Genomic DNA, 22,450 nt, shown 5'->3' on the forward strand with positions numbered 1-22,450 from the left:
GGATGTTTTCCCTTTTCGCATGTGGACATTCACTACCATGCTGACTGAACAGAAAATCCCACTAGGCCAGTACATCGCTGCCTTCGTCGAATGGTTGACGCAGAACGGCGCCGATTACTTCGACGCGATCGCATCGACACTGGAAACGATGATCCACGGCGTGACGTTCGCGCTGACCTGGTTCAATCCGCTGGCATTGATCGGTCTGATTGCGCTGCTTGCTCACTACATTCAACGTAAATGGGGCCTGACGGTGTTTGTCATCGCCTCCTTCCTGCTGATCCTCAACCTGGGGTACTGGCAGGAAACCATGGAGACCCTGGCCCAGGTGCTGTTCGCCACCCTGGTCTGCGTGGTCATCGGCGTGCCGCTGGGCATTGTTGCCGCGCACAAGCCGATGTTCTATACGATGATGCGCCCGGTACTCGATCTGATGCAGACCGTGCCGACCTTCGTCTACCTCATCCCGACCCTGACCCTCTTCGGGCTGGGTGTGGTGCCCGGCCTGATCTCCACGGTGGTGTTCGCGATTGCCGCGCCGATCCGCCTGACCTACCTGGGCATCCGCGATGTACCCCAAGAACTGATGGACGCCGGTAAGGCCTTTGGCTGCTCCCGGCGCCAGTTGCTCTCGCGCATCGAACTGCCCCACGCCATGCCGAGCATCGCTGCCGGCATTACCCAATGCATCATGCTGTCGTTGTCGATGGTGGTGATCGCAGCCCTGGTGGGCGCCGACGGCCTCGGTAAACCTGTGGTCAACGCGCTGAACACCGCCGACATTGCCCTGGGCTTTGAAGCGGGCCTGGCGATTGTGCTGCTGGCCATCATGCTCGACCGTATCTGCAAACAACCCGACGCCAAAGTAGGGGGTGATGCATGAGCATTATCCGATTCGACAATGTCGATGTGATCTTCTCCAAAGACCCACGCGAAGCCCTCAAGCTGCTGGATGAGGGGATGCACCGCAACGAAATCCTGAAAAAGACCGGGCAGATTGTCGGCGTGGAAAAAGCCAGCCTGGATATCGAGAAAGGCGAGATCTGCGTGCTGATGGGTTTGTCGGGCTCCGGCAAGTCGAGCCTGTTGCGCTGTATCAACGGCCTTAACACCGTGAGCCGTGGCCAGTTGTTTGTGGAGCATGAAGGTCGCCAGATCGACATCGCGTCATGCACGCCGGCCGAGCTGAAAATGATGCGCACCAAGCGTATCGCCATGGTGTTCCAGAAGTTCGCCCTGATGCCCTGGCTGACCGTGCGTGAAAACATCAGCTTTGGCCTGGAGATGCAGGGTCGTCCTGAAAAGGAGCGGCGCAAACTGGTGGACGAAAAACTGGAGCTGGTGGGCCTGACCCAATGGCGCAACAAGAAGCCCGACGAGCTGTCTGGCGGCATGCAACAGCGCGTCGGCCTGGCCCGCGCACTGGCGATGGACGCCGACATCCTGCTGATGGACGAACCGTTCTCGGCCCTCGACCCGCTGATCCGCCAAGGCCTGCAGGATGAACTGCTGGAGCTGCAACGCAAGCTGAGCAAGACCATCGTGTTCGTCAGCCACGACCTCGACGAGGCACTCAAGCTGGGCAGCCGGATTGCGATCATGAAAGACGGCAAGATCATCCAGTACAGCGTGCCGGAAGAAATCGTGCTGAACCCGGCGGATGACTATGTGCGCACCTTCGTCGCCCATACCAACCCACTGAACGTGCTTTGCGGCCGCAGCCTGATGCGCACGCTGGACAACTGCAAGCGGGTCAATGGTTCGGTGTGCCTGGACCCGGGCGGCGACTCGTGGCTGGACCTGGCCGAAGGCAACACCATCCAGGGCGCACGGCAAAATGGCGCGGTGATGAACCTGCAGAACTGGGCGCCGGGGCAAGCCGTGGAAGACCTGGGGCGGTTGCCGACCTTGGTGGATTCGAATATCGGCATGCGTGATGCGTTGCAGATTCGCTACCAGACCGGCAACAAGCTGGTGCTGCACGACAACAACAAGGTGGTGGGGATTCTGGGGGATAGCGAGCTGTACCATGCCCTGCTGGGCAAGAACCTGGGCTAATAAGGCTTTTTGTAGGAGCGAGCTTGCTCGCTCCTACATTTGACCGCGTTGCCAAGTTTGAACAGGCGGTGTCAGTGACGACACCGCCGGCTTTTATCAGCTATAGACACGGCCAAGGAGCTGCCGATGGCTTTCAAACTGATCGAGCACATCCCGGGTGATCTGTTCCTGGGTGAAGCCCATCAGGTCGTATTCCTGACCGCCGTTGTGCAGGTAAACCTCGGCACGGTAGTAGCGCGCACGCTCCTTCTGCGCCTCGATCGACTCGCTCGGCGCCGCCAGGTAGCCATCCAGGCTCACCTCGTAGACAAACGGGTTGCCTTCCATCTCGATCCGCACGCCGATGCAGCGCTTGGATTTACCCAACAGCGTCTGCACATCCAGCCCTTGGGCACGCAATGCCACGGCCGCTTCTTCCAGCGCCGGGGTGACTTTCTTGTCCATGAAGCGCTGCACCACAGCCTGGCTCGGTTGCAGGTCCTGGGCAGTCAGGCGCTCGCTGAAACCGCGACGGCCACGTTCGGCCAATTGCGCCTGCTCCTGTTCGATGGCCACGTCCTGGCGCATAGCCTTGTGCAAACCGAACATAAAGAAGATCAGCACCACCGAGAACGGCAAGCCCGCCAGCACCACCATGGTTTGCATGGCTTCGAAGTTACCGGCAAACAGCAGGCCGATGGTCACCAGGGTGATCACCGCCGACCAGAAGATCCGCAGCCAGTGCGGCGCATCCTCATCCACATTGCCGCCCTTGCACGACAGGTTGGCCATCATCACCGCACCAGAATCCGCCGGTGTCAGGAACAGCACAAAGCCGACAAAGATCGACACGCCGATCACCACTTTCGACGCCGGGTAGTATTCGAGCAACTGGTAGATCGCCATGGAGGGTTGCTCCAGCGCGGTCTTGCCCAGCTCCACGGCCCCATGGTTGAGCACCAGGTCCAGGGCCGAGTTGCCGAAGATCGACAGCCACGCCAGGGTAAAGCCCAGCGGGATCAGCAGTACGCCCGCCACCAGCTCACGTACGGTACGGCCACGGGAAATACGCGCGATGAACATGCCCACGAATGGTGCCCAGGAAATCCACCAGGCCCAGTAGAACAGGGTCCACAGGCCCATCCAGCGCTCGGACTTCTCGCCATCGCCTTCGTACACGTACAGGTCGAAGGTCTTGAGCACCAGGCCGTTCATGTAGTCGCCGATGTTCTGCACAAAGCCGTTGAGCAGGTGCAGGGTCGGGCCAAACAGCAGCACGAAAATCAGCAGGCCGCTGAACAACACAATGTTGAGGTTGGACAGGCGGCGAATGCCGTTCTCCACACCCGACACGGCAGCGATGGTCGCAACGGTGCTCATCACGATAATCACGATCAGCAGGTTGGTGTTGCTGTGCTCCATGCCGAACAGGTTTTCCAACCCGGACGACACTTGCATCGAGCCAATCCCCAGGTTCGTCACCAGGCCCAGCAGGGTCACGAACATGCCGAAGCCATCCACCGCGTGACCGGCCGCGCCTTTGACCCAACGCTCGCCCATCAATGGGTACAGCGCCGAACGCAAGGCCAGCGGCTGGTTATGCCGGTAGGCGAAGTACGCCACGGCCAGGCCGACCAGCGCATAGATCGCCCAGCCATGCAGGCCCCAATGCAGGAAGGTCAACTGCAACGCCTGGCGCGCGGCCATCTGGGTGGCAGCGGCGCCTTCAGGCGGGTTGAAGTAGTGGTCCAACGGCTCGGACGCGCCGAAGTACAGCAACGAAATGCCGATGCCCGAAGAGAACAACATGCCGGCCCAGGCGCCGTAACTGAAGTCCGGGGTATCGGCCTTGCTGCCCAGCTTCAATTTGCCGTAGGAGGAAAACGCCAGGCCCACCACGAATACCAGGTAGGCGGCGATGACCACCATGTAGTACCAGCCAAAGCTTTTCGAGAGCCAGGTCTGGGCGATTCCCAGCATTCTGCCGGCCTCTTGCGGGGCGATGATCAGAATGGCAGTCAACAACAGGATCAACGCGGTGGAGGTGTAGAACACCCAACCGTTGACCCGCACCTTTTCCGGTGGGGTCTTTATAAGAGAGGCAGAACTCATGGCACAGAGGCTCCGGGCAGTGCGAGAGAGGACACAAGGCAGCGCTTGACCCGCGCCATCGATTTTTCGGCAGTCGACGGACGGGTGTTATAAAGACATCCCGAAAATCCTCGAACCCCAGCGACGCGCTGTCATGGGCTGTTTCAAGGGTTTTTGTGGATGTCAGATGCGTCTGCCTACACGTAGGAAATACCTGTAGGCAGCGACCATTTGTCGCAGATCTTATTCTTTGTTGATTGAACGTTCAATCAAAACAAAATAGACTGGCCCTCAACCCGACGAACGTTTACGCCCGTCGGCAGGCCTAAGGAGAGGTGCTACATGCCCAAGGTCGGTATGCAACCCATACGCCGCCAGCAGTTGATCGAAGCCACATTGACGGCCATCGATCAGGTAGGGATGGGAGATGCCAGCATTGCGCTGATCGCCCGTCTGGCCGGAGTCTCGAACGGCATCATCAGTCACTATTTTCAGGACAAGAATGGCCTGATCGCCGCAACGATGCGGTACCTGATGAATGTGCTGATCGAGAACGTCCACGAACGCCGGCAGGCATTGAAGGAAGACAGCCCCCGGGCGCACCTTCAAGTGATTATTGGCGGCAACTTCGACGCCAGCCAGGTCAACGGCCCGGCAATGAAAACCTGGCTGGCCTTCTGGGCTACCAGCATGCACCACCCGTCTTTGCACAGGTTGCAGCGGATCAACGATCACCGCCTGTATTCCAACCTGTGCTGCCAGTTCCGCCGTGTGCTGCCGCTGGAAGATGCACGCAGCGCAGCCCGAGGCCTGGCGGCCCTGATCGACGGTTTGTGGTTGCGCGGCGCCCTGTCGGGAGACGCTTTCGACACGGAGCAGGCGCAACGGATCGCTTACGAATACATGGACTTCCAATTGGCCAAGCAGGTGAGTTAGAGCACACATAAACGCTCAACCCCTGAACGGCTACTGAGTGGGCTGCGCCCCTCAGTGGTTAACGCCAACCACTTATGCACTTGCGAGGACTTTATGGCCCGTTTCGAACTGCAAAAACTCTACATTGACGGCGGCTACAGCGACGCTGGCAGCGATGCCACCTTCGAAGCCATCAACCCGGCTAACGGTGAAGTTCTCGCCAACGTGCAACGCGCCACTTTCGAAGACGTCGAACGTGCCGTGGTCAGCGCCGAAAAGGGCCAGAAAATCTGGGCCGCGATGACCGCCATGGAGCGTTCGCGCATCCTGCGTCGCGCCGTGGAAATCCTGCGCGAGCGCAACGACGAACTGGCTGCCCTGGAAACCCTGGACACCGGTAAAGCCTTCTCCGAAACCAAGTACGTCGACATCGTTACCGGCGCCGACGTGCTGGAATACTACGCCGGCCTGGTGCCTGCCATCGAAGGCGAGCAGATCCCGCTGCGCACCACCTCATTCGTCTACACCCGCCGCGAGCCGCTGGGCGTGGTCGCCGGTATCGGTGCGTGGAACTACCCGATCCAGATCGCCTTGTGGAAATCCGCCCCGGCCCTGGCCGCTGGCAACGCGATGATCTTCAAGCCAAGCGAAGTGACGTCGCTGACCACCCTGAAACTGGCCGAGATCTACACCGAAGCCGGTGTTCCGGACGGTGTGTTCAACGTCCTGACCGGCAGCGGCCGTGAAGTCGGCACCTGGCTGACCGAGCACCCGCGCATCGAAAAAATCTCCTTCACCGGCGGCACCGACACCGGCAAGAAGGTCATGGCCAGCGCTTCGAGCTCCTCGCTCAAAGACGTAACCATGGAACTGGGCGGCAAATCCCCACTGATCATTTTCGACGACGCCGACCTCGATCGCGCCGCCGACACCGCGATGATGGCCAACTTCTACAGCTCCGGCCAGGTCTGCACCAACGGCACTCGCGTGTTTATTCCAAAGCACCTGCAAGCCGCCTTTGAAGCCAAGATCGTCGAACGTGTTGCGCGCATCCGCGTCGGCAACCCGCAAGACGAAAACACCAACTTCGGCCCGCTGGTCAGCTTCGCCCACATGGAAAGCGTGCTGGGCTATATCGCCAAAGGTAAAGAAGAAGGCGCACGCCTGCTGTGCGGCGGCGACCGCCTGACCGCTGGCGACTTCGCCAAGGGTGCATTCGTTGCACCGACGGTGTTCACTGACTGCACCGATGAGATGACCATCGTGCGTGAAGAAATCTTCGGCCCAGTGATGAGCATCCTCACCTACGAGACTGAAGAAGAAGTGATCCGTCGCGCCAACGACACCGACTTCGGCCTGGCTGCAGGCTTGGTGACCAAGGACTTGAACCGTGCCCACCGCGTGATTCATCAGCTCGAAGCGGGTATCTGCTGGATCAACGCCTGGGGCGAGTCCGACGCCAAGATGCCGGTTGGCGGCTACAAGCAGTCGGGTGTTGGCCGTGAGAACGGGATCAGCTCGCTGAACAACTTCACCCGCATCAAATCGGTACAGGTTGAGCTGGGCGACTACGCCTCGGTGTTCTAAATCCGAGTGATGTGCTGCTCGCGAGGCCGCCGCCTTCGCGAGCAAGCCCGCTCCCACATTTGATTTGTGTACGCCTTCAAATGTAGGAGGGGGCTTGCTCCCGATGAGTGCGAAGCACTCGCCTCATCTGACCATCTCCAAAGAGGGTGCATTTATGTCCCAAGAATACGACTACATCATTGTGGGTGCCGGCTCCGCCGGTAACACCCTGGCGACCCGTCTGACCGAAGACGAAGGCGTCACCGTCCTGCTGCTGGAAGCCGGCGGCCCGGACTACCGTCTCGATTTCCGTACCCAGATGCCTGCCGCCCTGGCGTTCCCGCTGCAAGGCCGCCGCTACAACTGGGCCTACGAAACCGATCCAGAGCCACACATGGATGGGCGCCGCATGGAATGTGGTCGCGGCAAGGGCCTGGGTGGCTCGTCGCTGATCAACGGCATGTGCTACATCCGTGGCAACGCCATGGACTACGACGGCTGGGCGAAACTGCCAGGCCTGGAAAACTGGAGCTATCTGGACTGCCTGCCGTATTTCCGCAAGGCCGAAACCCGCGACATCGGCCCTAACGATTACCACGGTGGCGAAGGCCCGGTCAGCGTGACCACGCCAAAAGCCGGCAACAACCCGCTGTTCCACGCCATGGTTGAAGCCGGCGTGCAAGCTGGCTACCCGCGTACCGAAGACTTGAACGGCTACCAGCAAGAAGGCTTCGGCCCGATGGACCGTACCGTCACGCCGAACGGCCGGCGCGCCAGTACCGCCCGTGGCTACCTGGATACCGCCAAGAAGCGCTCGACCCTGACCATCGTCACCCATGCCCTGACCGACAAAGTGTTGTTCGAAGGCAAGCGTGCAGTCGGCGTGCGTTACCTGATCGGTGCCGCCGAAGAACGTGTTGAGGCCCGTGCGCGCAAGGAAGTGCTGGTGTGCAGCGGCGCCATCGCGTCGCCGCAACTGCTGCAACGCTCCGGTGTAGGCCCGGCCAAACTATTGGAAAGCCTCGACATCCCGGTGGTCCACGACCTGCCAGGCGTCGGCGAAAACCTGCAGGACCACCTGGAACTGTATCTGCAATACGCGTGCACCCAACCGGTCTCGTTGTACCCGTCGCTGCTCTGGTACAACCAGCCGGCGATTGGTGCCGAGTGGCTGTTCAACGGCACCGGCATCGGCGCCAGCAACCAGTTCGAAGCGGGCGGTTTTATCCGTACCCGTGAAGAGTTCGAATGGCCGAACATCCAGTACCACTTCCTGCCGGTAGCGATTAACTACAACGGCAGCAACGGTGTGAAAGAGCACGGCTTCCAGGCGCACATGGGCTCCATGCGTTCGCCGAGCCGTGGTCGCATCCAGCTGAAGTCGAAGAACCCACGGGACTACCCGAGCATCCTCTTCAACTACATGGCCACCGAGCAGGACTGGCAGGAGTTCCGTGATGGCATCCGCCTGACCCGTGAAATCATGCAGCAGCCGGCACTGGACCAGTACCGTGGCCGCGAAATCAGCCCGGGCATCGAGGTGCAAACCGACGAGCAACTGGACACGTTCATCCGCGAGCATGCCGAAACCGCGTTCCACCCGTCCTGCTCGTGCAAGATGGGCACCGACGAGATGGCCGTGGTCGATGGCGAAGGTCGCGTGCATGGCATGCAGGGCCTGCGAGTGGTCGATGCATCGATCATGCCGATCATCACCACCGGTAACCTCAACGCGCCAACGATCATGATCGCCGAGAAAATCGCCGACAAGATCCGTGGCCGCCAGTTGCCGCGCAGCACTGCGGACTACTACGTGGCCGGCGATGCGCCTGTGCGTGGCAAGCCGTTGCGTGAAGTGGGTCCTACCCTGTAAGAGCGAGCTTGCTCGCGAAAAACCTCAGAACACCGCGGGGCACCCGATGCCCCGCGTTATCGTTAGCGACATTCGCGAGCAAGCTCGCTCCTACAAAACCCTTCCTACACCGCCTCACCCTTGATCCCACCCCCCGCGCCGGCCTAATCTAGTCCCTCGCGCAAACGTTTCACCTCCCTACCGACACGCCGGCTTCTGCCTGGCCACGAGGCTTTCTCATGTTTGATGTCGTTTCTTCGAGCAAATGGCCTACCGGCTTCCTGATCAATCCAAACGTTGAACCGCTGGACCCGAAATGGCTGAAGGAATTCAGCAAGATTCCGGCCGCTGCAGTCAGCGACTGCCTGGGCCGTAACGTCGGCGGCCTGGGTCTCAAGGCGTTCCACGGCAATGCGCCGATGCTCGGCAGCGCGCTGACCGTGCGTGTGCGCCCCGGTGACAACCTGATGATCCTCAAGGCCATGCAAATGGCCCGCCCGGGCGATGTGCTGGTGATCGACGGCAGCGCCGACCTGACCCGCGCCGTGTTCGGCGGCATCATGCGCGCCATGGCCCTCAAGGCCGGCATTGTCGGTGTGGTGATCAACGGCGCCCTGCGCGACCTCGACGAATGGCAGACCGGCGAACTGCCGGCCTACGCCATCGGCGGCGTGCACCGTGGCCCGAGTACGGACGGCGGCGGTGAGATCAACGTGCCGATCTCTTGCGCAGGCATGCTGGTCGCGCCTGGCGACTTGATGATCGGCGATGGCGACGGCGTGGTTGCCGCATCCCGTAGCGAACTGCCGGAACTGCTGGTGCGCTGCCACGACCTGCTGGCGCGCGAGCAGGCTACACTGGCGGCTATCGAAGCCGGCACCCTGGACCCTGATCGTTTTGACGCGATCCTGCGCGCCAAGGGTTGCCCGGTCTAACCCTGTAGGAGCGAGCTTGCTCGCGAAAAACCCAAGAGCGCGGCATTTATCCAGAATGCCCGCGCCATCGTTCGCGACCTTCGCGAGCAAGCTCGCTCCTACAGTGATGAGGGCCTCCGGCCACCGCTGCCCACAAGGAAGGCTCCATGTTCGAAAAACACCCGCAACTCAAAAAACATTTCGCCGCCCTGCGCACCCACGCCGAGTTCTTCTCGCTGCGTTACGTGCGCGAGTCTGGCCAGTACCTGTCGGTGCGCAAGAACGTCGCCGAGCCGCCGCACCTGAGTCGCGACGAAGGTGCCATGCTCACCGTGCGCCTCAACGGTGTCGAGGCCTACGCCGCCACCCACGACATTTCCCTGCCCGGCCTGCAAGCCGCCCTTGAGCGCGCGGAGCAACAAGCCCGGCGGATCAAACCCCACGCGCTGCTCGACCTGCGCGACCAGCCGGTGTCCAGCGACATCGCCGATTACCTGTCGCCAAACCTCGACCAACCTTTTGCGTCCCTGAGCGACTGCTACCAATTGCTCGGTGCCGAGTCGGCCGCCGTGCCCAAGGACGAGCGCCTGGTGAACTGGGAAGTCAGCCTGGGCACCACCCTGGTCGAGCAGATCTACCTCAACAGTGCCGGTGCCGAGTTGCGCCAGGCCCAGCGTTTTGTGTTCCCCGGCGTCAATGTCACGGCCTACGACGGCAACGACAGCCAGACCCGCACCCTGGGTGGCACCAACTTTGGCCAGCAAGGCGGTGCGGACGTGATCAGCCGTTTCGGCCTGGTCGGCGCCGCGCCACGGATTGCCGATCAGGCGCTGCAACTATTGCTGGCGCCCAATACCCCCACCGGCCCGCGCGACCTGCTGCTGATGCCCGACCAGATGATCCTGCAGATCCACGAGTCCATCGGCCACCCGCTGGAGCTGGACCGGATCCTCGGTGACGAGCGCAATTACGCCGGCACCAGCTTCGTCAAGGCCAGCGACTTCGGCCACCTGCAATACGGCTCAAACCTGCTGAACGTGACCTTCGACCCGGACATTCCCGAGCAACTGGCCAGCTATGGCCATGACGATGACGGCACCGCCGCCAGCAAGCAGTTCCTGATCCGTGAAGGCCTGCTGCTCAAACCATTGGGCGGTGCGTTGTCGCAATACCGTGCGGGCATGGGCGGCGTTGCCAACAGTCGCGCCTGCAGTTGGAACCGCGCGCCGATCGACCGTATGGCCAACCTCAATATCGAGGCTGGCGACCAGAGCCTGGCGCAACTGATCGGCGGCATCGAGCACGGTATCTTGATGTCGACCAACCGTTCCTGGTCCATCGACGATGCGCGCAACAAATTCCAGTTCGGCTGCGAATGGGGCCAGTTGATCGAAAATGGCGAACTCAAGGGCGTGGTGAAAAACCCCAACTACCGGGCGATTTCCGCGCAGTTCTGGCGCAAGCTCAGTGCCGTGGGCGATGCCAGTACTTTCCAGGTGCTGGGTACGCCGAACTGCGGCAAGGGCGAGCCCAACCAGGTGATCCGCGTTGGCCATGCGTCGCCGGCGTGTGTGTTCAGTGATGTGGATGTGTTTGGGGGAGATGCCTGATGCAGGCTTTCAAGGATCTGGTGGAGTGGCTCAAGCAGGCCATCACCGACGGGGAACAGTTTCATCTGGGCTATGCGGCGGAGTCTTCCGAGTTCGTGCGCTTGAACCATGCCCGGGTGCGGCAGGCCGGGCAGGTGCAACAAGCCAGCGTGAACCTCAAGCTGATTCATGACGGGCGCCACGCCGACCTCGGTATCACCCTGGCCGGGGCGCCGGAGCTGGATCGCCAGCGCCTGGCCGAGGGCCTGCAACAACTGCGTGAAACCTTGCCATTGCTGCCGCAGGATCCTTATCTGCTGCTCAACCACAACGCCTGGAAAAGCCAGAATGAACAGGCCCGGCCACTGCCGGACCTGGATCAGGTCCTGGCCGAAATCAGCCAGGCCGCCCAAGGTGTGGACCTGGTGGGCTTCTATGCCGCCGGGCCGATCAGCCGTGGATTCGCCAGTTCGTCCGGGGCTTTTGGCTGGCATCAGGCCAATAGTTTCAACTTCGATTTCAGCCTGTTCCATGCCAATGGCGAAGCGGTAAAAGCCAGCTACGCCGGGGATGCCTGGGACAGCGCGGCGTTTGCCCAGCGCTTCCAGCAAGCCCGTGAGCAGCTTGAGTATCTGGGCCGGCCATTGCACACCTTGGCGCCCGGCCAATACCGCGCCTACCTGGCACCAGCAGCCCTGGAAGAAATTGTCAGCATGCTCGCCTGGGGTGGTTTCTCCGCCCAGGCCATCGCCAGCAAAGGCAGCCCGTTGCAGCGTTTGTATGCCGGTGATCAGGCCCTGAACCCACTGGTGAGCATGGCGGAACAGGTCAGCGCATCGTTGAGCCCGGCATTCTCGCGCGACGGCTACCCGCGCAGCGATGTGACCCTGATCAGCGCCGGCCACGCCGAAGGGCGCCTGGTCAACTCGCGCAGCGCTGCCGAATATGGCTTGAGCACCAACGGTGCCGATGGCGACGAGTCCCCCAGTGCCTTTGAAATGGCTGCAGGCGACCTGGCCCAGGCCGATATCCTCAAGCAATTGGGCACCGGCCTGTATATCAGCAACCTGTGGTACCTGAACTACTCCGACCAGCCGGCGGCGCGCCTGACCGGCATGACCCGCTTCGCCACGTTCTGGGTAGAGGACGGTGAGATCAAGGCGCCGGTCAGCACCATGCGCTTTGATGACAGCGTGTACCACCTGCTGGGTTCGCAGTTGGAAGCGCTGACCGCCGAGCGCGAGTTGCTGCTGTCGGCCAGTACCTATAGCGAGCGCAGTACCTCGTCCAACTTGTTGCCGGGCGCGCTGGTAAAACGGTTGACCCTGACGTTGTAGGTGCCGGATGTTCTCCGACGCGCGCGCTCGATCAGAATGCCCGCGTTATCGTTCGCGATTTTCGCGAGCAAGCTCGCTCCTACAGGGGAACGCCCTGTGTGTTGATGAACCTTCCTTTACAACAGCCCGCTGGTTGCGGGGCTGTTGTCGCCTGCCGAAAACCTCGATATAAACGTTAGTGGCATCCCGCCACTCTTAACCTATTTGTTCGCAAATGATGCATGACCTCGCCCGGGATAGGGCGAGCCGGAGCGTTGACATGTACCAAGGAAGTTTTGTCATTGATAAGTTGTTCAAGCACTACAACGTTCACGTAGAGCAACTGGGCAACGACCCACAACGCAAGACCGTGCTGCTGGTCAACGGCGCGCTGTCCACCACCCGCTCATTCGCTCGCACCAGCAAATGCCTGGCCGAGCATTTCAATGTGTTGATGTTCGATCTGCCGTTCTCTGGCTATTCACGCCCCCACAACACCGACCTGGACCTGGTGACCAAGGACGACGAAGTCGAAATCCTGCGGGCGCTGGTGGAGCGCTTTGAGGTCAACCATCTGGTGTCGGCCTCCTGGGGCGGCATCTCGACCCTGCTGACCCTGGCACGCAACCCGCCCTCCATCGAAAGTTCGGTAGTGATGGCCCTGGCGCCCAATCTCAACCAGGCGATGCTCGAATACGTGGAGCGCGTGCGGGTGCTGATCGAGGCCGATGACAAGTCCGCCGTCGGCCACCTGCTTAACGAAACCGTCGGCAAGTTCCTCTCCAGCCGGCTCAAGCGCAATAACCATCGGCACCTGTCGACCATGGCCACCACCGAGTACCGCCAGGCGCGCTTTCATATTCATCAGGTGCTGGCGCTGGGCGATGGCAACTACCTGCCGCAATTGCGCCAGATCGAAAGCCCGGTGCACTTTCTCAACGGCACGCTGGACGAATATACGCCGGCCGATGAAGCCCAACTGTTCAAGCAATATGTGGGGCGCAGCAGCTTTGCCACGGCCGAGCACACCGGCCATCTGCTCGACCTGGAGTCCCGCGAGGCGGCGTTTGCAGTGCATCGGGCGCTGATTGATTTCCTGGTGGGCAAAGATGTAGCAGTGTCAGATATAGACGAACCGCCAGTGGGAAAACCGCTTATTGATGGCGCATAATCGGCAACACATAGCCTGCTAATAAAAGGGTTCTCATGCCGAATCGTGTCGTGCTCGATGTCAAGACCGCCCGCTGGTTGCCCTGGGTGGTAGCGATTGCCTTCTTCATGCAGTCACTCGATGGGACGATTCTCAACACGGCATTGCCCGCCATGGCCGAGGACCTGGCGGAGAACCCTTTGCGCATGCAAGGCGTGATCATCGCCTACATGCTTACCGTGGCCTTGCTGATCCCGGCCTCGGGCTGGATCGCCGACCGTTTCGGCACCAAGAAAATTTTCTTCGGCGCGATCATGCTGTTCAGCATCGGTTCGCTGCTGTGCGCCCTGTCCAGCAGCCTGAGCATGCTGATCGGCGCGCGGGTGATCCAGGGCCTGGGCGGCGCGCTAATGTTACCGGTGGGAAGGCTGGTGGTGCTGCGCGCCTACCCGCGTTCGGAGCTGGTACGGATCATGGGCTTCATCACCATTCCCGGCCTGCTCGGCCCTTTGCTCGGCCCGACCATGGGCGGCTGGATGGTGCAGTACCTGACCTGGCACTGGATCTTTTTGATCAACCTGCCGGTGGGCATGATCGGCTGCTACGCCGTGTGGAAATTCATCCCCGACCTGCGTGGCAGTGAGCGCACACGCTTCGACAGCCTGGGCTTTTTGCTGTTTGGCGCGGCGATGGTGCTGATCACTATCGCCATGGAAGGCTTGGGCGAGTTGCACCTGCCACACTTGCGCGTGATGTTGCTGCTGTTCGGCGGCATGGCGTGCCTGGCGGCCTACTGGCTGCGCGCCGGGCATATCGAAAATCCGCTGTTCTCGCCGGTGCTGTTCAAGACCCGGACCTTTGCCGTGGGCATTCTCGGCAACCTGTTCGCGCGCCTGGGCAGCGGTGCCTTGCCGTTCCTCGTGCCGTTGTTGCTGCAAGTCGCCTTGGGGTACTCGCCATCCCAGGCCGGCATGAGCATGCTGCCCCTGGCGGCGGCAGCCATGGTCGCCAAGTCGGTTGCCCGGCCGCTGATCGAACGCCTGGGTTATCGCATCGTGCTGACCGGTAACACGTTGGCGCTGGGCCTGATGCTGGCGAGCATGGGCCTGGTCAGCGAACAGACGCCCTACCCGCTGCTACTGGCGATGCTCGCAGTGCTGGGGGCGATCAACTCCCTGCAATTTACCGCGATGAACACCGTGACCCTGATCGACCTCGACGACGCCCAGGCCAGCAGCGGCAACAGCTTACTGTCGGTGGTGGCGCAACTGGCCCTGAGCCTGGGGGTGGCCTGCGCCGGTGCCCTGCTGGGCGGGTTCACCGCCGAAGCCGGCAACGATGGGGTCAGTACCGTGCTCGGGGCGTTTCAGTTGACCTTCCTCACCGTGGGTATCATGGCGATGCTGGCGGCGGCGATCTTCCTGCAATTGTCGCCAAAAGACGGCAAACGGGTGGTCAGCCGCGAGCACGACATCGAGCATTAAGCGGCGTCTCGTCTAGAACTTGCAGGGAAATTCCCACGAGGCTGGTACACTGCGCGACATTTTGTTTTTGCAGAGCCAGTCCCGTGACCACCATCGCCACCGCTTTTAATACTTTGCCGCTCTCCGCCGCCATGCTGGCTAACCTCGACTCGCTGGGTTATGTCGAGATGACGCAGATCCAGGCGCAAAGCTTGCCGGTGATCCTCAAGGGGCTGGACCTGATCGCCCAGGCCAAGACCGGCAGCGGCAAGACCGCGGCCTTCGGCATCGGCCTGTTGAACCCCATCAACCCGCGCTACTTCGGTTGCCAGGCCCTGGTGATGTGCCCGACCCGTGAGCTGGCGGACCAGGTGGCCAAGGAAATCCGCCGCCTGGCCCGTGCCGAAGACAATATCAAGGTGCTGACCCTGTGCGGTGGCGTGTCCCTCGGCCCGCAGATCGCCTCCCTGGAACACGGCGCGCACATCATCGTCGGCACCCCGGGCCGCATCCAGCAACACCTGCGCAAGGGTTCGCTGGTGCTGGACGGCCTGAACACGCTGATCCTCGACGAAGCCGACCGCATGCTCGACATGGGCTTCTACGACGCCATCGAAGACATCATCAGCAAGACCCCGGCCCGTCGCCAGACCCTGCTGTTCTCGGCCACCTACCCGGTGAGCATCAAGCAACTGGCCTCCAAATTCATGCGCGCGCCGCAGCAGGTCAAGGCCGAAGCGTTCCACTCCGACGAGCAGATCGAGCAGCGGTTCTACGAAATCTCCCCGGACGAGCGCATGGACGCGGTGACCAAAGTGCTGTCGCACTTCCGTCCGGCCTCCTGCGTAGCCTTCTGCTTTACCAAGCAGCAAGTACAGGAAACCGTGGATCACCTGACCTCCAAGGGCATTTCTGCGGTCGGCCTGCATGGCGACCTGGAGCAGCGTGACCGTGACCAGGTACTGGCGATGTTCGCCAACCGCAGCACATCGGTGCTGGTTGCCACCGACGTCGCCGCCCGCGGCCTGGACATTGATGCACTGGACATGGTGATCAACGTCGAACTGGCCCGCGACTCGGAAATCCACATTCACCGCGTCGGCCGTACAGGGCGTGCCGGTGAGACCGGGATCGCCGTCAGCCTGGTAGCACCGTCCGAAGCGCACCGCGCCCAGGCCATCGAGCTGCTGCAAAAGGCCCCGCTGAACTGGGACCAACTGAGCAACCTCAAATCCCAGGGCGGCGCGCCGTTGCTGCCGGTGATGAGCACGTTGTGCATTGCCGCCGGCCGTAAAGACAAGGTTCGCCCCGGCGATATCCTGGGTGCACTGACCGGCGAAGCCGGGATCCCGGGCGCCCAGGTGGGCAAGATCGCGATCTTTGACTTCCAGGCCTATGTGGCCGTGGAGCGTGGCGTCGCCAAGCAGGCGCTGCAGCGTTTGAACGATGGCAAGATCAAGGGCCGTTCGTTGCGTGTGCGCATCCTGTAAAGCTCTTCGATTCAATGGAGATCCAATGTGGGAGCGGGCTTGCTCGCGAATGCGGTGTACCAGTCGCCAGATGGGTTGGCTGACAGTGCGCATTCGCGAGCAAGCCCGCTCCCACATTTTTGACTGTATTCCAAAATAGATTTTGTGTGAGGACACCGTTTTGCGCTCGACCGAAGTTGTGATCATTGGCGCTGGCGCCGCAGGCTTGATGTGTGCGCTGACTGCCGCCGGGCGTGGGCGCAAGGTGATGCTGATCGACCATGCGAACAAGGCCGGCAAGAAGATCCTGATGTCGGGCGGTGGCCGCTGCAATTTCACCAACATGTACACCGAGCCTGCCAACTTCCTGTCGCACAACGCGCACTTCTGCAAATCCGCCCTGGCCCGCTATACCCAATGGGATTTCATCGGGCTGGTGGCCAAGCACGGCGTGCCGTACCACGAGAAAAAACTCGGCCAGTTGTTCTGCGATAACAAATCCAGCGACATCCTCGGCATGCTGCTCGACGAGTGCATCCAGACCGGCGTGAGCCTGCACCTGGACACCTCGATCCAGGAGATCGCCAGGCTCGACAGCGGCTACCAGTTGCAGACCACACTGGGCGAGTTGCGCTGTGAATCCCTGGTGATCGCCACCGGCGGGCTGTCGATTCCGACACTGGGCGCCACCGGCTTTGGTTACCAGGTGGCCAAGCAGTTCGGCCATGAACTGCTGCCGACCCGCGCGGGCCTGGTGCCGTTTACCATCACCGATCAGCTCAAGGACTTGTGCGGCGAGTTGTCCGGCACCTCGGTCGATTGCCTGGTGAGCTGCAACGACCAGAGCTTTCGCGAGAACATTCTGTTTACCCATCGCGGCCTGAGCGGGCCGGCGATTTTGCAGATTTCTTCTTACTGGGAACCCGGCGACACCGTTGAGATCAACCTGTTGCCCGACCACGATGCCCACGCCTGGCTGCAACAGCAGCAGGCCGAACGCCCCAACAGCGAGCTCAAGACCCTACTCGGCGAGATCTTCACCAAGAAGATGGCCAACCTGTTGGCCGAGACGTGGTTTGTGTCCAAGCCGATGAAGCAGTACACCCACGCCGAGCTGGCAGATATTGCCAGCAAGCTGGGCAGTTGGCAGTTGGTCCCGGCCGGTACCGAAGGCTACCGCACCGCCGAAGTCACCCTGGGCGGGGTGGACACGCGAGAAGTGTCGTCCAAGACCATGGAATCACTGAAAAGCCCTGGCCTGTACTTTATCGGCGAAGTGCTGGACGTGACCGGGCACCTGGGCGGGTTCAACTTCCAATGGGCCTGGGCGTCGGGCTATGCGGCAGCGCAATACGCCTGATATCCACAGTTGGATTGCGGTGTGCCTGGGATATTTTTGCTTATGAATGTGATCGCCACGCTTGCCCTGACGTCATTACTGGCTCAATTTAGCGGCATCGTCCCGGAAGACCCCAGACTTCATGTCCTCGACCTCGTTCAAGCAGTCAATGCGGCGCCTTTGGGCACTGGATAAGTTCAGTTACAGCGTACGGGTGTTTATCGCCCTCACCGGCAGCATGGCGTTGTGCTGGTATCAGGATGAGATGTCGCTGCTGATCCCGCTGTTCCTGGGGATTATCGCCAGCGCCCTGGCCGAGACCGATGACAGCTGGCAAGGCCGCCTCAACGCCCTGGCGGTGACGCTGGTATGTTTCAGCGTGGCAGCACTCTCAGTGGAGTTGCTGTTTCCCTACCCGTGGATCTTTGCCATCGCCATCGCCCTGGCGAGTTTCTGCCTGACCATGCTCGGCGCCCTGGGCGAGCGCTATGGGGCGATCGCCTCGGCCACCTTGATTCTGTCGGTCTACACCATGATCGGTGTGGACCAGCGCGGCGGCGCCGTCACCGATTTCTGGCATGAACCCTTGCTGCTGGTGGCCGGTGCCGCCTGGTATGGCGTGCTGTCGGTGCTGTGGCAGGCGCTGTTTTCCAACCAGCCGGTGCAGCAGAGCCTGGCCCGGCTGTTTCGCGAGCTGGGGCGTTACCTCAAGCTCAAGTCTTCGCTGTTCGAACCTATTCGCCAGTTGGACGTGGAAGCACGGCGCCTGGAACTGGCCCAGCAAAATGGCCGGGTGGTGGCGGCGCTCAATGCGGCCAAGGAAATCATCCTGCACCGCGTCGGTAACGGCCGGCCGGGCTCCAAGGTCAGCCGCTATCTCAAGCTGTACTTCCTGGCCCAGGACATCCATGAACGCGCCAGTTCCTCCCACTACCCCTACAACGCCCTGGCTGAAGCCTTCTTCCACAGCGATGTGCTGTTCCGTTGCCAGCGCCTGCTGCGCCAGCAAGGCAAAGCCTGCCAGACCCTCGCCGAGTCGATCCAGTTGCGCCAGCCGTTTGTCTACGACGCCAGCTTCGCCGAGGCCCTGGGCGACCTGAATGCGTCCCTGGAACACCTGCGCATCCAGAGCAACCCGGCCTGGCGCGGCCTGTTGCGTTCGCTGCGCGCGCTGGCGGCCAACCTGTCGACCCTTGACCGCCTGCTCAGTGATGCCAGCAACCCCGACAGCCTGGCCGATGCCACCGACAGCAGCCTGCTGGACCGTTCACCGCGCAACCTCAAGGAAATGTGGACGCGCCTGCGCACCCAGTTGACGCCGACGTCGTTGCTGTTCCGCCACGCCCTGCGCCTGCCCCTGGCACTGAGTGTCGGCTACGGCATGGTGCATTTGATCCACCCGTCACAGGGCTATTGGATCATCCTCACCACGCTGTTCGTCTGCCAGCCCAACTATGGCGCCACGCGACGCAAGCTCGGCCAGCGGATCGTCGGCACGGCCATCGGCCTGACGGTGGCCTGGGCGCTGTTCGATCTGTTCCCCAGCCCTCTGGTGCAATCGATGTTCGCCATCGCTGCGGGGCTGGTGTTCTTTATCAACCGCACCACCCGCTACACCCTGGCGACCGCTGCCATTACCCTGATGGTGCTGTTCTGCTTCAACCAGGTGGGCGATGGCTACGGGCTATTCCTGCCGCGCCTGTTCGATACCTTGCTTGGCAGCCTGATCGCCGGGCTGGCGGTGTTCCTGTTCCTGCCGGACTGGCAAGGCCGGCGCCTGAACAAAGTGCTGGCCAACACCCTGACCTGCAACAGCATCTACCTGCGCCAGATCATGCAGCAATATGCCGCCGGCAAGAGCGACGACCTGGCCTACCGCCTGGCCCGGCGCAATGCGCACAACGCCGATGCGGCGCTGTCCACCACCCTGGCCAATATGCTGATGGAGCCGGGGCATTTCCGTAAGGAGGCCGACGTGGGCTTCCGCTTCCTGGTGTTGTCCCACACCTTGCTCAGCTACCTGTCGGGGTTGGGTGCGCACCGCGACACCCAACTGCCGGCAGACGTGCGTGAACACCTGATCGAAGGCGCGGGCAAAACCCTCGCTACCAGCATCGACGAAATCGCCACGGGGCTGGCGAACAAACAGCCGATTGCGGTGCAGAGCGATGCCGAGGAGGCGTTGGCTGTAGAACTGGAGCAGATGCCGGATGAGATCGATGAGGCGCAGCGTCTGGTGCAGACGCAGTTGGCGTTGATTTGCCGGCAGTTGGGGCCGTTGCGCACATTGGCCGCACATTTGATCAAGGAAACCAGTGCGGCTTAGGGCCCTATCGCAGGCAAGCCAGCTCCTACCTTTGAAATGCATTCCAATGTGGGAGCTGGCTTGCCTGCGATGAGGCCCTAAAGAACACTACATCCCGTGTTGCTTAAGAAGGCGCGCATAACTGCCATCCGCCTTCATCTTGCTGATCTCCCGATCAAACCCGGCAACAATCTGCTCATGCTTGGGATTTTTCAGGCTGACCAGAATGTGCAGACTGTTTTCACTCAACGGCTTGGGCAAAAACTCCACCGCATTACGCACCCTGGAGGACTCCCGCGCCAGGTTGTAGCGGGCGACATATTCATCCTCGACCGTCAGCCGCACCCGCTGGGCCGCCAGCATGCGCACGGCCATGGCGAAGTTATGCACCGGGACCTTTTGCAGTTTTGGATCAGCATCGAAATCCGCCGAATAGGCGTAGCCGCGCACTACGGCGATGGGATAGTCATGCAGTTGCTGCAAGTTCTGGTACTCAATGGGATCGTCACGACGCTTGATAAAACGCACGCGATTAAGCAGGTACTCAGCGGAAAACTGCCCCAACTGCGTACGCGCCTCGTCGTACCAGGCATTGACCAGTACGTCATAACGCCCGTCCCCCACCCCCATCAAGGCCCGCGCCCATGGCACTTGTTCAAAATCACTGGCATAGCCGGCACGCGCCAGGGCGGTGCTGACGATATCGGTGGCCAGGCCACCATTGATCAGGGTCGCATCGGTAAACGGCGGCCATGCATCCCCCACCAGGCGCAAACGTTCCGCCACCACCGTAGGGGCCAGCAACAGCAACACGATCAAAGCAACGGCACGAGACAATCGCAGCATGCTTAATGTCCTTGCACAGCGGGCAGTTCCTTGCGGGCGATGACGCCTGGCGGGAGTATGTCCAGGTTCTGACTGTAGCCTATCGCTCGCGCAGTACAGCAGATTACACAAAGAACCCAGCCGCGAAAGCACTCAATGATGGCAAATTGACGTCACTCACAAAAAAGGTCGTTTTCAGGGTGTTTGTGTCGCCGCCCGAGACAGTCGCCGGTCATGGCATTACTATCCAAGTCAGGTCTTTATGCGAGATGGAACGATGACAGTCGATTGGGTTTGCAAGCACCACAATGATCTGGGCAAGGAACAGCTCTACGCCATTTTACGCCTGCGGGCGGAGGTTTTTGTGGTGGAGCAGAAATGCGTCTACCAGGACATCGACGGCCAGGATCTGGAGGGCGACACCCACCACCTGATGGGCTGGCAGGATGACCAACTGGTTGCTTACCTGCGCCTGCTCGACCCGGAGCTGCATGGCGGTGACGTGGTTATCGGCCGCGTGCTCGTGGCCGGGGTTGCACGGGGCACCGGCCTGGGCCACCAGATGCTGGAGGAAACCCTCAAGCAGATCGACGATAACTGGCCGCAGACGCCGATCTTTCTCTCAGCCCAGGCGCATTTGCAGGGGTACTACACAAGATACGGGTTCAAGGTCGAGGGTGAGGTCTATCTTGAGGACGACATTCCACATATTGGTATGCGGCGCGCCTGAGGGCCCCATCGCGGGCTTGCTCGCGATGGCGTCAGACCTGCCCGCCCAATTTCAGGGATAGCCCAACACCTGCTTGACCTGTACCAGGTTGCGCTCGATCCAGCCCCGGTCAATGGCCCCCCAGTCGCGAATCCGATAGCGCCCGGCATGATTGCGGGCGCCGTCTTCCTGCTCGAATTCACAGACGATATCCAGGTCCGCCAACGCCGCAATGGTGTCCTGGGCCGTGCGCCGGGGCATGCCAGTGGCCTCGGTCAGCGCCGGGACGCTGCTGGCCAGTTGGCTGTCGATCAGATACGCCACATACAGACGGCGGTAGAAGCTGCTTTTGGTCTTGCTCACATCCATGATCAGTCGCCTTGTGATTAGGACTTGCCCTGCAAGTCCCGATAGGTCAGGTACACCCGCAGGTCAAACTCCACCTGGTGGTAGCCGGGCAGCATGTATTCGCAGAGTTTGTAGAAGGCCTTGTTGTGGTCCGATTCCTTGAAGTGCGCCAGTTCGTGGACGACGATCATTTTCAGGAACTCGGGCGCCGCCTCCTTGAACAACGCGGCGATGCGGATCTCTTTCTTGGACTTGAGGTTGCCACCCTGCACCCGGGAGATGGTGGTGTGCAGGCCCAGGGCGCGGTGGGTCAGGTCCAGGCGGTTGTCGAACAGCACCTTGTCGATGGCCGGCGCGTTGCGCAGGTGTTCCTGCTTCAAGGCCAGGGCGTAGCTGTACAGCGCCTTGTCGCTTTGCACCGCATGGCGCTCGGGGTAACGCTGGTTCAAGTAGTGACCCAACTGATCCTTGGCGATCAATTGGCGCACTTGCTCTTGCAGGGCGGCGGGATAGGCCTGGAGGTATTTCAGCGCAGTCATGGGTTCGAACGGCAGGGGCTTGA

Annotated in this window: 18 protein-coding genes; 14 read left to right on the forward strand and 4 right to left on the reverse strand. The window is 61.3% G+C overall.

What is annotated here, in order from left to right:
* Positions 1-37 precede the first annotated feature (37 nt).
* Together choW and choV are read left to right on the forward strand one after the other, a co-directional pair.
* The gene (gene choW / locus BFQ03_RS06470; protein ID WP_032858679.1) at positions 38-883 is read left to right on the forward strand and encodes a choline ABC transporter permease subunit; all 846 of its coding nucleotides are present in this window, start codon (positions 38-40) and stop codon (positions 881-883) included.
* The gene (gene choV, locus BFQ03_RS06475; protein WP_032858680.1) at positions 880-2,058 is read left to right on the forward strand and encodes a choline ABC transporter ATP-binding protein; all 1,179 of its coding nucleotides are present in this window, start codon (positions 880-882) and stop codon (positions 2,056-2,058) included. The genes choW and choV overlap by 4 nt, the downstream gene beginning before the upstream one ends.
* Before the next feature lie 96 nt (positions 2,059-2,154).
* Here choV and BFQ03_RS06480 read toward each other — a convergent pair whose 3' ends face one another.
* Positions 2,155-4,092 carry a BCCT family transporter gene (locus BFQ03_RS06480; RefSeq protein ID WP_239695223.1) on the reverse strand — a complete coding sequence of 646 codons (1,938 nt, stop codon included), beginning with the start codon at positions 4,090-4,092 and terminating at the stop codon, positions 2,155-2,157.
* A 378-nt stretch (positions 4,093-4,470) separates the two neighbouring features.
* Between BFQ03_RS06480 and betI the strand changes: the two genes are divergently transcribed.
* From betI to yccS, 11 genes are all read left to right on the forward strand, one after another.
* Positions 4,471-5,064, forward strand: coding sequence for a transcriptional regulator BetI (gene betI, locus BFQ03_RS06485; RefSeq protein ID WP_032858683.1), 594 nt, complete (start codon positions 4,471-4,473; stop codon positions 5,062-5,064).
* A 93-nt stretch (positions 5,065-5,157) separates the two neighbouring features.
* A complete protein-coding gene (gene betB / locus BFQ03_RS06490; RefSeq protein WP_032858685.1) occupies positions 5,158-6,630 on the forward strand; it encodes a betaine-aldehyde dehydrogenase in 1,473 nt (490 codons plus the stop codon).
* Positions 6,631-6,784: 154 nt separating this feature from the next.
* The gene (gene betA, locus BFQ03_RS06495; RefSeq protein ID WP_032858687.1) at positions 6,785-8,482 is read left to right on the forward strand and encodes a choline dehydrogenase; all 1,698 of its coding nucleotides are present in this window, start codon (positions 6,785-6,787) and stop codon (positions 8,480-8,482) included.
* 218 nt (positions 8,483-8,700) lie between these two features.
* Positions 8,701-9,396 (forward strand): RraA family protein, encoded by a 696-nt coding sequence (locus BFQ03_RS06500; RefSeq protein WP_032858688.1) that lies wholly within the window; start codon positions 8,701-8,703, stop codon positions 9,394-9,396.
* A gap of 146 nt (positions 9,397-9,542) precedes the next feature.
* A complete protein-coding gene (locus BFQ03_RS06505; RefSeq protein ID WP_065942716.1) occupies positions 9,543-10,985 on the forward strand; it encodes a TldD/PmbA family protein in 1,443 nt (480 codons plus the stop codon).
* Positions 10,985-12,301 (forward strand): TldD/PmbA family protein, encoded by a 1,317-nt coding sequence (locus tag BFQ03_RS06510; protein WP_065942717.1) that lies wholly within the window; start codon positions 10,985-10,987, stop codon positions 12,299-12,301. Before BFQ03_RS06505 ends, BFQ03_RS06510 begins: the two co-directional genes overlap by 1 nt.
* A gap of 259 nt (positions 12,302-12,560) precedes the next feature.
* The gene (locus BFQ03_RS06515) at positions 12,561-13,451 is read left to right on the forward strand and encodes an alpha/beta fold hydrolase (protein WP_065942718.1); all 891 of its coding nucleotides are present in this window, start codon (positions 12,561-12,563) and stop codon (positions 13,449-13,451) included.
* Between the two features lie 35 nt (positions 13,452-13,486).
* Positions 13,487-14,914 carry a multidrug transporter subunit MdtD gene (mdtD, locus tag BFQ03_RS06520; RefSeq protein ID WP_065942719.1) on the forward strand — a complete coding sequence of 476 codons (1,428 nt, stop codon included), beginning with the start codon at positions 13,487-13,489 and terminating at the stop codon, positions 14,912-14,914.
* A 131-nt stretch (positions 14,915-15,045) separates the two neighbouring features.
* Positions 15,046-16,383 (forward strand): ATP-dependent RNA helicase DbpA, encoded by a 1,338-nt coding sequence (dbpA, locus tag BFQ03_RS06525; RefSeq protein WP_229689197.1) that lies wholly within the window; start codon positions 15,046-15,048, stop codon positions 16,381-16,383.
* Between the two features lie 160 nt (positions 16,384-16,543).
* A complete protein-coding gene (locus BFQ03_RS06530; protein ID WP_065942720.1) occupies positions 16,544-17,722 on the forward strand; it encodes a BaiN/RdsA family NAD(P)/FAD-dependent oxidoreductase in 1,179 nt (392 codons plus the stop codon).
* Positions 17,723-17,843: 121 nt separating this feature from the next.
* The gene (yccS, locus tag BFQ03_RS06535) at positions 17,844-20,027 is read left to right on the forward strand and encodes a YccS family putative transporter (RefSeq protein ID WP_065942721.1); all 2,184 of its coding nucleotides are present in this window, start codon (positions 17,844-17,846) and stop codon (positions 20,025-20,027) included.
* Positions 20,028-20,114: 87 nt separating this feature from the next.
* On the opposite strand, the gene BFQ03_RS06540 is transcribed toward yccS, so the two are convergent.
* Positions 20,115-20,852 carry a substrate-binding periplasmic protein gene (locus BFQ03_RS06540; protein ID WP_032858703.1) on the reverse strand — a complete coding sequence of 246 codons (738 nt, stop codon included), beginning with the start codon at positions 20,850-20,852 and terminating at the stop codon, positions 20,115-20,117.
* A 256-nt stretch (positions 20,853-21,108) separates the two neighbouring features.
* Here BFQ03_RS06540 and BFQ03_RS06550 point away from each other — a divergent pair, with 256 nt between their 5' ends.
* Complete coding sequence (locus BFQ03_RS06550; protein ID WP_065942722.1) at positions 21,109-21,561, forward strand: GNAT family N-acetyltransferase; 453 nt, start codon at positions 21,109-21,111, stop codon at positions 21,559-21,561.
* Between the two features lie 51 nt (positions 21,562-21,612).
* Here BFQ03_RS06550 and BFQ03_RS06555 read toward each other — a convergent pair whose 3' ends face one another.
* Positions 21,613-21,909, reverse strand: coding sequence for a winged helix-turn-helix domain-containing protein (locus BFQ03_RS06555; protein ID WP_032858709.1), 297 nt, complete (start codon positions 21,907-21,909; stop codon positions 21,613-21,615).
* A 17-nt stretch (positions 21,910-21,926) separates the two neighbouring features.
* A complete protein-coding gene (locus BFQ03_RS06560; protein WP_032858710.1) occupies positions 21,927-22,427 on the reverse strand; it encodes a M48 metallopeptidase family protein in 501 nt (166 codons plus the stop codon).
* Positions 22,428-22,450 lie beyond the last annotated feature (23 nt).

This window comes from Pseudomonas sp. 25 R 14 (assembly GCF_900004755.1).
Classification (GTDB): domain Bacteria; phylum Pseudomonadota; class Gammaproteobacteria; order Pseudomonadales; family Pseudomonadaceae; genus Aquipseudomonas; species Aquipseudomonas brenneri.